This window comes from Stenotrophomonas sp. GZD-301, assembly GCF_049310345.1.
In the GTDB taxonomy this organism is placed as follows: domain Bacteria; phylum Pseudomonadota; class Gammaproteobacteria; order Xanthomonadales; family Xanthomonadaceae; genus Stenotrophomonas.
On the sequence record NZ_JBMOWY010000022.1, the window covers coordinates 126375 to 138907 of the forward strand.

At 68.7% G+C, this 12533-nt stretch carries 12 protein-coding genes; 9 read left to right on the forward strand and 3 right to left on the reverse strand.

The annotated features are described in order from the left end of the window. Window positions 1–24: 24 nt before the first annotated feature. Window positions 25–909, reverse strand: a complete 885-nt coding sequence (gene gluQRS, locus ACO6VK_RS05950; protein ID WP_422505988.1) for a tRNA glutamyl-Q(34) synthetase GluQRS — start codon at window positions 907–909, stop codon at window positions 25–27. Window positions 910–1002: 93 nt separating this feature from the next. Here gluQRS and htpX point away from each other — a divergent pair, with 93 nt between their 5' ends. Further along, complete coding sequence (gene htpX, locus ACO6VK_RS05955; RefSeq protein WP_422505989.1) at window positions 1003–1875, forward strand: protease HtpX; 873 nt, start codon at window positions 1003–1005, stop codon at window positions 1873–1875. 268 nt (window positions 1876–2143) lie between these two features. Here htpX and ACO6VK_RS05960 read toward each other — a convergent pair whose 3' ends face one another. Further along, complete coding sequence (locus ACO6VK_RS05960; RefSeq protein WP_422505990.1) at window positions 2144–2971, reverse strand: inositol monophosphatase family protein; 828 nt, start codon at window positions 2969–2971, stop codon at window positions 2144–2146. 119 nt (window positions 2972–3090) lie between these two features. Between ACO6VK_RS05960 and ACO6VK_RS05965 the strand changes: the two genes are divergently transcribed. The 3 genes from ACO6VK_RS05965 to ACO6VK_RS05975 all read left to right on the forward strand — a co-directional run bounded on the left by ACO6VK_RS05965 (window position 3091) and on the right by ACO6VK_RS05975 (window position 6966). Continuing rightward, a complete protein-coding gene (locus tag ACO6VK_RS05965; RefSeq protein WP_422505991.1) occupies window positions 3091–3858 on the forward strand; it encodes an RNA methyltransferase in 768 nt (255 codons plus the stop codon). 61 nt (window positions 3859–3919) lie between these two features. After that, window positions 3920–4843 carry a phosphate/phosphite/phosphonate ABC transporter substrate-binding protein gene (locus ACO6VK_RS05970; protein ID WP_422505992.1) on the forward strand — a complete coding sequence of 308 codons (924 nt, stop codon included), beginning with the start codon at window positions 3920–3922 and terminating at the stop codon, window positions 4841–4843. Beyond that, the gene (locus tag ACO6VK_RS05975; protein ID WP_422505993.1) at window positions 4840–6966 is read left to right on the forward strand and encodes a putative bifunctional diguanylate cyclase/phosphodiesterase; all 2127 of its coding nucleotides are present in this window, start codon (window positions 4840–4842) and stop codon (window positions 6964–6966) included. Before ACO6VK_RS05970 ends, ACO6VK_RS05975 begins: the two co-directional genes overlap by 4 nt. Before the next feature lie 45 nt (window positions 6967–7011). Here ACO6VK_RS05975 and epmB read toward each other — a convergent pair whose 3' ends face one another. Further along, window positions 7012–8016, reverse strand: coding sequence for an EF-P beta-lysylation protein EpmB (gene epmB / locus ACO6VK_RS05980; RefSeq protein ID WP_422505994.1), 1005 nt, complete (start codon window positions 8014–8016; stop codon window positions 7012–7014). 124 nt (window positions 8017–8140) lie between these two features. On the opposite strand from epmB, the gene efp reads away from it, so the two are divergent. The 5 genes from efp to ACO6VK_RS06005 form a co-directional block, all read left to right on the forward strand. Then, window positions 8141–8710, forward strand: a complete 570-nt coding sequence (gene efp / locus ACO6VK_RS05985; RefSeq protein WP_017354967.1) for an elongation factor P — start codon at window positions 8141–8143, stop codon at window positions 8708–8710. A gap of 244 nt (window positions 8711–8954) precedes the next feature. Further along, window positions 8955–10298: a TRZ/ATZ family hydrolase gene (locus ACO6VK_RS05990; RefSeq protein ID WP_422505995.1), complete on the forward strand. Its 1344-nt coding sequence runs from the start codon at window positions 8955–8957 to the stop codon at window positions 10296–10298. Between the two features lie 16 nt (window positions 10299–10314). Next, on the forward strand, window positions 10315–11046 hold the full coding sequence (gene ubiG, locus ACO6VK_RS05995) for a bifunctional 2-polyprenyl-6-hydroxyphenol methylase/3-demethylubiquinol 3-O-methyltransferase UbiG (RefSeq protein ID WP_422505996.1): 732 nt from the start codon (window positions 10315–10317) through the stop codon (window positions 11044–11046). After that, entirely contained in the window at window positions 11030–11734 is a 705-nt protein-coding gene (locus ACO6VK_RS06000; protein ID WP_422505997.1) for a phosphoglycolate phosphatase, read from the forward strand. The genes ubiG and ACO6VK_RS06000 overlap by 17 nt, the downstream gene beginning before the upstream one ends. A gap of 160 nt (window positions 11735–11894) precedes the next feature. Continuing rightward, the coding region (locus ACO6VK_RS06005) for a squalene/phytoene synthase family protein (RefSeq protein WP_422505998.1) at window positions 11895–12533 on the forward strand (639 nt) is incomplete at its 3' end.

The following is a 12533-nucleotide window of genomic DNA, read 5'->3' on the forward strand; positions in this document are numbered from 1 at the left end:
ACAACCGCGAAAAAAAGGGGGCGGTCACGGCGCAGCGGGCGGCAGCGGAATGTCGACCGGTGACAGGCGCCCGGGGTCGAACGCGGCGCGGGCGGCGCGCAGGGCCCCGTCGACCTCACTGGCCGTCGCCAGGGCGCGCGGGTCCTGGCCCAGTGCGGCCCAGGCCTGGCGCAGGGCCGGGAGCGGGTTGGCGGCATCCACCGGGGCGGCGGCCGTGGATTTGGACAGCTTGCGGCCGTCGGGATCGAGCAGCAGCGGCAGGTGCAGGTAGCGCGGCGTGGGCAGGCCGAGCGCCTGCTGCAGCAGAATCTGGCGGGGCGTGGAATCGAGCAGGTCGGCCCCGCGGACGATGTCGGTGATGCCCTGCGCGCCGTCATCGACCACCACCGCCAGCTGGTAGGCCCAGTAGCCATCGGCGCGGCGCAGGACCACGTCGCCGACATCGGCATGCACGTCCTGGCGGATCGGGCCGCGCAGGCCGTCGTTGAAGGTCACCACCGTGCCGGGTGCGACACGCAGGCGGATGGCCGGTTGCGCGCGCGGAGGGCGTGGCACGCAGTGATGGTGAACGCCGCCCTGGTCGGCCAGATCGCTGCGGCTGCAATGGCAGGCGAAGGCCTGGCCGGCCTCCAGCAGCTGCGCCAGCGCGGCCTGGTAGGCGGCGTCGCGCTGGCTCTGGTGCAGAACCGGGCCGTCGCTGTGCAGCCCGAACGCGGCGAGCGTGGCCAGTTGCCCGGCCACCGCGCCGGGCACGGTACGTGGCGGGTCGACGTCCTCCACCCGCACCAGCCACTGCCCGCCGGCGTGCCGCGCGAGCAGCCAACTGCCCAGCGCGGCAAGCAGGGAGCCGGGGTGCAGAGGGCCGGTGGGCGAAGGGGCAAAGCGCCCGAGGTAGGGAGTCATGGACATGAACTATGAATCGTCGGTCAGTTTCCGACTTGAATTCAACATGAAGGCACCGCAGATTTGCAGTCAAATCCCTCTTCAAAGCGTCCCTTTCCCATGTTCAGTCGCATTGCCCTCTTTCTTCTGACCAACCTCGCGGTGCTGATCCTGGCCGGTATCGTGATGTCGGTGACGGGGGTCAACCCCAATCGGATGAGCGGCCTGCTGGTGATGGCGGCCATCTTCGGCTTCGGCGGCTCGTTCATTTCGCTGCTGCTGTCCAAGTGGATGGCCAAGCGCTCCACCGGCGCGGTGGTGATCACTGAGCCGCGCAACCCGACCGAGCGCTGGCTGCTGGCCACCGTGGAACGCCAGGCCCGCGCCGCCGGCATCGGCATGCCGGAAGTGGCGGTGTATGACGGCCCGGAGATCAACGCGTTCGCCACCGGCGCCAACCGCAACAAGGCGCTGGTGGCAGTGTCTACCGGCCTGCTGCACAACATGAGCGAAGACGAGGCCGAGGCCGTGCTGGGCCACGAGATCGCGCACGTCGCCAACGGTGACATGATCACGATGGCCCTGCTGCAGGGCGTGCTGAACACCTTCGTGATCGTGCTGGCCCGCGTGGTCGGCGGCATCATCGACAGCGCGCTGTCGGGCAACCGCGAAGGCGGTGGCCGTGGCTTCGCCTACTACATCATCGTGTTCGTGCTGGAGATGGTGTTCGGCCTGTTCGCCACCATGATCTCGATGTGGTTCTCGCGCCACCGCGAATTCCGCGCGGACGCCGGCGGTGCCAACCTCGCCGGCCGCCAGAAGATGATCGCCGCGCTGGAACGCCTCAAGCTCAACCACGGCCAGAGCACCCTGCCGACCCAGATCGCCGCGTTCGGCATCGCCGGCTCCACGGCCCGCAAGCTGTTCATGAGCCACCCGCCGCTGGACGAGCGCATCGCCGCGCTGAAGGCCGCCAACAGCACCGTCGCCTGACCCCGGACGGCAGTGCCCCCGAAACGCCCGGCCCCTGGCCGGGCGTTGTTGTTTCCGTGGCAGCGGGAGACATTCGTCTGCTCGTTCAAGGGCCACCCGTATCCCGTCCAGGGGGTGGTAGCGCTCCCGGGCGGGTGCCGTTGCTCAGGTCACCGACCCTATGTCCAGGGCAGGACGGTGATGCTGTGCGGGTCGTGTCTTTCGCGAACGCCCAAACAGAAACGGCGCCCAAGGGGCGCCGTTTCCGGGGTGGTGCAGGTGCGGTCGATCAGAACTTGGCGTCGAACTCGGCGGCGTAACCGGTGTTCACCAGCACCTTCTGCAGGATGTCGGTGTTCTTCACGTTGCCGGCCACGATCTGCTGGGTCTCCGGACCACGGCTGTCCATGCGGGCCGGGGTGGCGCCCTTGAAGTCGCAGACACGGCCACCGGCCTCGCGGACCAGTAGCACGCCGGCGGCGATGTCCCAGGCCTTCACACCGGCCTCGAAGTACGCATCGGCACGCCCACAGGCCACATAGGCCAGGTCCAGCGCGGCCGAACCGGTGCGGCGGATGTCCTCGGCGTGCACCAGCAGTGCATCCACGGCCTTCAGCTGGGCGCTGCTGGGGGGGGGGGTGCGCGGGGGGAGAAAAGGGGGGGGGACCGCGCCGGACAAGGCCTTGCTGTCGGCCACGCGGATACGGCGGTCGTTGAAGACCGCGCCGGCGCCGCGGCTGGCGGTGAACAGTTCATTGCGGAGCGGGTCGAAGATCACCGCGTCGATCGGCTCGCCGTTCTCGACCAGGGCGATGGACACGCAGTAGTGCGGGAAGCCGCGCAGGTAGTTGCTGGTGCCGTCCAGCGGGTCGATGACCCACATGTAACGGTTCACGCCCTGCACGCCACCTTCCTCACCCATGATCCCGTACTCGGGATAGGCGCGCTTGAGTTCCTTGACGATGACCTTTTCCGCATCCGCATCGACTTCACTGGCATAGTCCATGCGCCCCTTCTGCACGACGTTCAACGCCTCCAGCTTGTTGATGTTGCGCAACAGGACGTTGCCGGCGAGGCGGGCGGCCTTGACCATGACGGTGACGGCGGGTTTCTGCATGGCGAAAAGCTCCCGTAAAGGCAGAGATGGGGTTTGGCGGGGGAAAAGAGCGGTCCCGGCGCAGAGGCCGGTCGCACAGTTTACCATTTGTGGCTGTCCTGCTCGCGTCTGGCCTGTTCATGTCCATTGAAACCGCTCCGTCCCGCATTCGTTTCGTCCTCGTCGGCACCCAGCACCCCGGCAATATGGGGGCCGCCGCGCGTGCCATGAAGACCATGGGCCTGGGCCGCCTGGTGCTGGTCGCCCCTGAAAAACCCCTCAATGAAGAAGCGTTCCGGCGCTCGGCCGGGGCCGAGGACGTGCTCGGCGATGCCCCGGTGGTGGCGACCCTGGCCGAGGCCGTGGCCGATTGCCGGCTGGTGCTCGGGTGCACCGCACGCGCGCGCCGGGTCCAGTTGGAAGAGCTGCTGCCGGGCGTTGCCGCGCAGCGCGCCCTGGCCAAGGCCGCCGAGCCGGCCGAAGTGGCCTTCGTGTTCGGCCGCGAACGCACCGGCCTGACCAACGAAGAGCTGCAGCTGTGCCACCTGGCGGTCCACATCCCGTCCAACCCGGATTTCAGCTCCCTGAATCTGGCGGCGGCCGTGCAGGTGCTGGCCTATGAGCTGCGCATGGCCAGCCTCGGGGGCATCAGCGCTGCCGCGCCGGCCGAGCCGGGCTTCCGCGAGGAGCCGGCCAGCCATGCCCAGGTCGAGGGCCTGTTCGGCCAGCTCGGCGACACCCTGGACGACATCGACTTCCACAAGGGCCGCGCCCCGGAATCGGCGATGCGCAAACTGCGCCGGCTGTTCCTGCGCACCGAACTGAGCGAACAGGAAGTGCGCCTGCTGCGCGGCATTCTGTCCGACGCGCAGCGGATGGCGCGCCTGGCGGCAGGCAAGCCTCAATGAGCTGACGCAGTTCTCACTTTTTCGGGTAGGCTGTTTCGATATCTCGGGGGAGCAATGAAGGGTGTCAGTGCTGCGATGGCTGCTGCAGGGGGGACTGCTGTGTCTGGCCATCGCTCTGGCGGTCGGTCCGGCATGGGCCGGCCCGTCCAACGTACTGGTGCTCGGACGGATCAGCGATGATCCCAAGTCACACTATGCGCAGCTGCAGCCCCTGCTGGACTACGTGGTGCCGCGCATGCGCGATGTGGGCATCACCGAAGGCCGCATCCTGATGGCCAGCGACTCGCAGCGGATGGGCAGCTACCTGCGCCGCGGCCGCGTCGACTGGGTCACCGAGACCTCCGGCACCGCCGTCGCGCTGGGCATGCGCAGCGGCGCGCAGCCGCTGCTGCTGACCGAGCGCAGCGGGGTGCGCGAGTACCACACCGTGTTCTTCGTGCGCCGGGACAGCCCGGTCCGCACCCTGGAGGACCTGACCGGGCACACCGTGGCCCTGCAGAATGTGGCCTCCACCAGTGCGTACCTGGTCCCGGTGATGACCCTGCTCGAACACGGCATGACCCCGGAGATCCTGCTGTCGGCCAACGACACGGCCGCGCCCGATACGGTGGGTTACGTGTTCGCGCGGTCGGAGCTGAACATCGCCACCCTGGTGCACAAGGGGTTGGTCGATGCCGGCGCGGTCAGCAGCGTGGACTGGGCCGATGGCAAACGCATTCCGCCGGTCTTCCGGCGCGACTTCCGGGTCATCCACCGTACCGAGCCGTATCCGCGCGGGGTGGAAATGGTGCGCGCCGGCCTGGACCCGCGGGTGCGCGACCGCCTGCAGCAGGTGCTGCTGGATGCAGCATCGGATCCACAGGCGCAGGATGCGCTGGAAAAGTTCTTTGGTACGTCCGGGTTCCATCGGGTGGATGCGCAGATGCAGCACCGGCTGGATGAATTGAAACAGGGTTGGGCACGCGTGCGGATGGAAGTGGAATGAGGCCGTTGGGTTCCGGAATGCAGGCACGTTTCGTGCTGGCGATGGGCGGTGCCATGCTGGTGGTGGTGGCGATCGTGGCGGTAGTGCTGGGGCGCCAGGCCACCATGCAGGATGAGGTCAAGCACCTCAGCGGCAGCGTGATCCACGGCCTGTTCGACCGCAGCGTGCGCAGTCGTGGCGAGGCCCTGGCGCGCGAGCTCTCCGACGCGCTGGCCAACCCGCTCTATTACAACGATCTCGAGCAGGTCGGCGCGCTGGTGCGCAATACCTCGCGGCAGCAGGTGGTGCGCTACGTGCTGGTGTTCGACGCCGATGGCCGCCTGATCCACGACGGCTCGGTGGAGGTGCTGGGCTTCGGCCGCGCCATGACCGACCCGCTGGCCGAAGGCGCCAAGGGCGCCCGCCAGCTGGTGGTGCAGGAGTCGCCCAAGGTCCTGGACAACGCGATGCCGATCATGATCGGCAACCAGCGCATCGGCGGTGTCCGCGTGGGCATGGCGCTGGACGATGTGCAGGCGATGGAGCAACGCGCCAACCAGACCCTGGGCGAACGCCTGCAGCAGGTGGGCAAGCGCCACCTCGGCTGGCTGCTGCTGATGCTGGGCCTGCTGGTGGGCATCGGCGTGGTGGTGATCATCTACGTGCAGCGCACCCTGGTCACCCCGATCCGCGGGCTGGCCGCCGCCGCGCGCCAGATCGAAGCGGGCGACTACCAGGTGCAGCTGCGCGAAAGCTCGCGCAAGGATGAGGTGGGTGAGCTGGTGCGTGCGTTCGGGCGGATGAGCGAGGCCATCGCCCGGCACGACCGCGAGGTGCGGCACATGGCCTACACCGATGCGTTGACCGGCCTGACCAACCGCCTGGCCTTCCGCGAGGCGCTGGACCACCGCCTGATGGCCGCGCGCGCGTCCGGCCATCGGCTGGCCCTGCTGTTCGCCGACATCGACGACTTCAAGCGCGTCAACGACACCCTCGGCCACGAGGCCGGCGACGAGGCCCTGCTGCAGTTCGCCCAGCGCATCAGCGCGGCGGTGACCCAGGCCGGTGGCGACGAGGCGCTGCTGGCGCGCTTTGGCGGCGATGAGTTCGTGATCCTGATCGGCGATGGCGACGTCGCGGCCACCGCGCGCCACCTGGCCGAGATCCTGGTGCGCGAGCTGGGCAAGCCGCTGGTGGTGCAGGGCAGGGAGCTGTTCCTCGGCACCTCCATCGGTGTGACCCTGTTCCCCGACGATGCCGCCGACGCGACCACGCTGTTGAAGAACGGCGACATCGCCATGTACCAGGCCAAGATGGCCGGCAAGAACTGCTATCGCTACTACAGCCGCGCGATGGACCATGCGGTCGAGCGCCGCGTGCACATGGAGCAGGAACTGCGCGGCGCCTGGGAACGCGGCGAGCTGCGGCTGGTGTACCAGCCGATCTTCCGCACCCGCGACCGCCGCATGGTCGGCGTCGAAGTCCTGCTGCGCTGGCAGCACCCGACGCTGGGCACGATCCCGCCGTCGGTGTTCATCGAAGTGGCCGAGCAGAGCGGCCTGATCGAAGTGATCGGCCCCAAGGTGCTGCGCGCGGCCTGCATGGAGGCGGTGCAGTGGCCGCACGGCGCCGACAGTGACGGCCTGTTCGTGTCGGTCAACGTGTCCCCGCGCCAGCTGCGCGGTGGCGAACTGCCCACCCTGGTGGCCGACTGCCTGCGCGATACCGGCCTGCCGGCCTCGCGCCTGCACCTGGAGCTGACCGAAACGGCGGTGATCGGCGACGAGATGCTGGCCGCCGCGCTGCTGGACAAGCTGCACCGTACCGGCGTGAAGGTGTGGCTGGACGACTTCGGCACCGGCTTCTCCGGGCTCAGCCACCTGCGCCAGGTGCCGGTGGACGGCGTCAAGATCGACAAGAGTTTCGTCGCCGACATGCAGCGCGACCCGGACGACCTGGCCCTGACCACCGCGATCATCGCGATGGCCCATGCGCTGGGCATCACCGTGGTGGCCGAGGGCATCGAGCAGGAAGTGCAGTTCGACCTGTTGTGCCAGCGCGGCTGCGACCTTGGCCAGGGGTACTGGCTGAGCCACCCGGTCAGCGCGACCGAGGTGGTGCAGATGATCGAGGCGGGTCGATAAGATGAAAGGTGTGACGACCAGCGGTCGTCACCTACGCAAACGCCCCTAGACGGGGCGTTTGCTTGCATCCCCGGAGATCTCGCGGACCAGTTTGGGGACGAGGTAGCCGGACAGGCGTGCGGTGAGCTGTGCGTGCAGTGCCTTGGCGGTGTCGTCGGTTACCTCGAAGTGGGCCACGCCCTCGACCCGGTCGACCTGGTACAGGTAGTACGGCAGCACGCCGGCGGCGAAGCTGCGTTCGCTCAGGTCCTGCAGCGCCTGCAGGGAGTCGTTGACCCCGCGCAGCAGCACCGCCTGGTTGAGCAGGGTGGCGCCGGCGGCGCGCAGGCGCGCCATCGCGGTGTCCACGGCGGCGTCGAATTCGTTGGCGTGGTTGGCATGGATCACGAACGCCACCGGCCAGGGCAGGGCGGCGATCCACTGCACCAGGGCGTCGTCCACGCGTTCGGGCAGGACTACCGGCAGGCGGCTGTGGATACGCAGGCGGCGCAGGTGCGGAATCCGGGCCAGGGCCTGGGTCAGTTCCTCCAGCTTGTGGGTGGCCAGCGACAGCGGGTCACCGCCGGACAGGATCACCTCGTCGATGTCCGGGTCCTGCGCGATGGCGTCCACCGCCTCGCGCCAGCCCTCTTTGGCGGCATTCTCGGTGCCGTAGTCGAAGTGGCGGCGGAAGCAGTAGCGGCAGTTGATCGCACAGCTGCCGGTGGTCACCAGCAGGGCGCGGCCGCGGTACTTCTGGATCACCCCGGTGGCCTTCCTGGCCAGCCCGTCGCCCACGGCATCGAGGCTGAAGCCCGGTACCACCTGCATTTCATCGGTGATCGGCAGCACCTGCCGCAGCAGCGGGTCGTGGCGGTCGCCCGGGCGCATCCGGGCGATGAAGCCCTGCGGGACGCGCAGCGCGAACTGGTTGGCCGCCTCGGCCGAGAGGGGCAGCTCGGCCGGGTCAAGGCCAAGCTGCGCCAGCAGCTGCCGCGGGTCGCGGACCGCCTCGCGCCAGAGCTGTTGCCAGCGCACGGGGGTGGGCAGGGGCGTGGCGGAAAGCTGCATGGAATGGGGGCCTGCGGTTATCATGTCGGTCAGAAAAACGAGTCACCCCACCGGTGTCGGTGGGTTTTCCATTCTATCCGGCTCGCCGCGCCTGCGCGGCGTTTGCCCATTCAGGAGTTTCAGCATGGCCACTGTTGGCATGAACGATGTCAAGAACGGGATGAAGATCCTGGTCAACAATGAACCGGCGGTCATCACCGAGACCGAGTACGTCAAGCCGGGCAAGGGCCAGGCCTTCACCCGCATGAAGTACCGCTTCATCAAGTCGGGCCGCGTGGTCGAAATGACCATGAAGGCCACCGATGACGTGGAAAAGGCCGACGTCGTCGACACCAACATGAATTACATGTACACCGACGGCGAGTACTGGCACTTCATGGACCCGGAGTCCTTCGAGCAGGTCCAGGCCACCAAGGCCGGCATGGGCGGCGCGGACAAGTGGCTCAAGGGTGAAGAATCCTGCATCGTCACCCTGTGGAACGGCGAGCCGATCTTCGTCCAGCCGCCGAACTTCGTCGAACTGAAGATCACCGAAACCGATCCGGGCGTCCGTGGCGACACCTCGGGCGGCGGCGGCAAGCCGGCCACCCTGGAAACCGGCGCCGTGGTCCGCGTGCCGCTGTTCGTCAACCAGGATGAAATCATCAAGGTCGACACCCGCTCGGGCGAATACTCCGCACGCGCCGGCAAATAATCCGGCGAAGCCGGATGACGGTAGAGCCGACCGTTGGTCGGCTGCTGTTGAAGACCACCGGCCGGATGATGGTAGAGCCGACCGTTGGTCGGCTGCTTCTGGCGGGGTCTGAACGTGCATCGCGAAGGGCAGCGGACCAACGGTCCGCTCTACCCGTCGGCTCCACCGGCGGTATCGCGTCGGCTTTACCGGCCGTACCCCGCCGCCCCTCCGCTGCCCCCCCCCCTTGCCCCAGCGAGCCCGCATGACCGACACCGCACGCATTCCCGAAACCTGTGACCTGCTGATCGAAGCCGGTTACGTGGTCCCGATCGAGCCGCATGCGGTGGTGCTGGAAGACCATGCCGTGGCCATCCGTGGCAGCGAGATCGTCGCGATCCTGCCGCGTGCCGAGGCGCGTGCGCGCTTCGCGCCGACGCAGACCGTGTCGCGCCCGGACGCGGCGCTGATGCCGGGCCTGGTCAACGCGCACACCCACAACCCGATGACGCTGCTGCGCGGCGTCGCCGACGACCTGCCGTTGATGGTGTGGCTGCAGCAGCACATCTGGCCGGTGGAAGCGGCGGTGATCGGGCCGGAGTTCGTGGCCGACGGCACCACCCTGGCCATCGCCGAGATGCTGCGCGGCGGCACCACCTGCGCCAACGAAAACTACTTCTTCTCCGACGTGCAGGCGGCCGTCTACAAGCAGCATGGTTTCCGTGCGCTGGTTGGCGCGGTGATCATCGATTTCCCCACCGCCTGGGCCAAGACCGACGACGAGTACTTCGCCAAGGCCGGCGAGCTGCACGACCAGTGGCGCAACGATCCGCTGATCGGCACCTCGTTCGCGCCGCATGCGCCGTACACCGTCAACGACGCCAATTTCGAACGCGTGCGCATGCTGTCCGACCAGCTGGACATGCAGGTGCACCTGCACACGCATGAAACCGCGCAGGAAATCAGCGACTCGATCCGGCTGCACGGCCAGCGCCCGCTGGCGCGGCTGGACCGGCTGGGCCTGGTCAACGACCGCCTGATCGCGGTGCACATGACCCAGCTCACCGAGGCCGAGATCCACCTGTGCGCCGAGCGCGGCGTCAGCGTGGTGCATTGCCCCGAATCCAACCTCAAGCTGGCCTCCGGGTTCTGCCCGGCCTGCGCCCTGCAGCGCGCCGGCGTGAACCTGGCGATCGGCACCGACGGCTGCGCCAGCAACAACGACCTGGACATGTTCAGCGAGAACCGCACCGCGGCGATCCTGGCCAAGGCCGTGGCCAACGATGCCACCGCGCTGGATGCGGCCACCACGCTGCGCGCGGCCACCCTGGGCGGTGCACGCGCGCTGGGCTTTGGCGACCGCATCGGCTCGATCGAGGTCGGCAAGCAGGCCGACCTGGTCTGCGTGGACCTGTCCGCGCTGGAAACCCAGCCGCTGCATCACGTGCTCTCGCAGCTTGTCTACGCCGCCGGCCGCCACCAGGTCAGCGATGTCTGGATTGCCGGCCAGCCCAAGCTGGTCCAGCGTGAGCTGGTGGGCATGGACACCGCGGCGATCGTCGCCAACGCGCGCCAATGGCGCGAGCGCATCCGCCACATCCGTGCTTGATGTACCAAGGATCCCCATGAACGCCCCCCACGCTTCCACCAATTTCGATCAGGCCGAACTGGACAAGTTCGCCGCACTCGCCAACCGCTGGTGGGATGCGGACGGCCCGCAGAAGCCGCTGCATGCCCTGAACCCGGTGCGCCTGCAGTACGTGGCCAGCCGTGTGGCCCTGCGTGGTGCGCGCGTGCTGGACATCGGCTGCGGCGGTGGCCTGCTCAGCGAAGCGCTGGCCAAAGAAGGCGCCGAGGTCACTGCGATCGACCTGGCCCCGGAACTGGTCAAGGTGGCGCGGCTGCACAGCCTGGAATCGGGCGTCACGGTGGACTACCGCCTGCAGGCCGCCGAAGACCTTGCTGCCGAGCAGCCGGGCAGCTTCGACGTGGTCACCTGCATGGAAATGCTGGAACACGTGCCGGACCCGGGCGCGATCATCGCTGCCTGCCACCGCCTGCTCAAGCCGGGCGGCCAGCTGTTCCTGTCCACCGTCAACCGCACCCCGGCCGCCTTCGCGGTGGCCATCGTCGGTGCCGAGTACGTGGCGCGGCTGCTGCCCAAGGGCACGCACCACTACCAGGATTTCATCAAGCCGGCCGAGCTGGGCAAGTGGCTGCGCGAGGCCGACTTCACCCTGCGCGATGTCAGCGGCATGGCCTATGAGCCGTGGCGCAACCGCGCGCGCCTGAGCAGCCGCACCGACATCAACTACCTGGCGTATGCCGTGAAGCCGGACGATGCGGCCGGTGTCTGAGTCCGCAGGTCACGCGGGCATGTTCCCGCAGGCGGTCCTGTTCGATCTGGACGGCACACTGCTGGACAGCGCACCGGACATGCTGGCCACCGCCAATGCGATGCTGGCCGCACGCGGCCGCGCGCCGATCAGCCTGGAGGTCCTGCGTCCGGTGGTGTCCAAGGGCTCCCGGGCGATGGTATCGGTGGCGTTCCCGGAACTGGGGCAGGTCGAGCGCGACGCGCTGGTGCCCGAATTCCTGGAGCGTTATGAGGGCCTGATCGGCCGTCATGCCGTGCTGTTCGACGGCGTCGCCGGCATGCTCGACGCGCTGGAGGCGGCCGGCTGCCGCTGGGGCATCGTCACCAACAAGCCGGAATACCTGGCGCGGCTGATCGTGCCGCAGCTGGGCTGGGAACAGCGCTGTGCCGTGCTGATCGGCGGCGACACCCTGGCCCAGCGCAAACCGCATCCGTTGCCGCTGCTGGCTGCCGCCGAACGCATGGCGATCGCCCCGGCCACCTGCATCTACGTGGGCGACGACGAGCGCGACATCGTTGCCGCCAATGCGGCCGGCATGGCCTCGGTGGCCGCGCTGTGGGGCTACCGCCTGGACGCCGACGACCCGCACGCGTGGGGCGCCGAGCGCATGGCCGAGCACCCCGCGCAGCTGCAGCGCGCCGACGCCTGGCCACCCGCACGCGGGTAATAGGGCAGACGGCAGGTGCCAACCGTTGGTCGGCGCACCCCCCAGGTAGGCGCCAACCGTTGGTTGGCACATCCCCCCAGGTAGGTGCGGACCGTTGGTCCGCACATTCCCCCAAGGTAGGTGCGGACCGTTGGTCCGCACAGCATTTGAAGGACTTCCCGTGACAACTTCCAGCGCCCTGGACAGCTTCCTGGACAAGTGGCGAACCCGCTGGCCGGAATGGTCGGTGGCTGAACCCTTCGTACCGGAGGCGCAGCGCCTCCGCGTGGTGGCATGGTTTGCGCTGCTGCAGGAGTTCGACGACATCCTCAACATCGGCGGTGACCCGACCCCGGCCGACGCCAAGCTGGCGTGGTGGGGCGAAGAGCTGCGCAGCTGGGCGGCCCAGCGCTCCAGGCATCCGCTGGGCCGCGTACTGGAACCGCTGCGCGCGCCGTGGGCCGAACTGGCCCAGACCCTGCCGGACCTGATCGACGCGCGTGCCGTGCCGGTGGACCCGGCGCAGGCGCTGGCTGGTCTGCGCGCCTACGCCGCGGCGGTGGCCGCGGTGGAGGCGGTGATCTTCGAGACGCCGGTAAGGGGCGACGCCGCCACGCCGGTGCTGCTGCAGACCCTGGCCCAGCGGTTGAACGAGGCCGGCATCGCGGCCGTGCCGCGTGCAGTGCTGGCGCAGGGCGACCAGGACGTGACGCAGCGCTGGGCGCAGCAGCTGCTGCGCGACTGGCCCGCGCGCGTGGCCGGACCGGGGGCGGGGGGATGTACGTTTCGCTTAGTATCGGCGGACGCGCGCGCGTGGGGG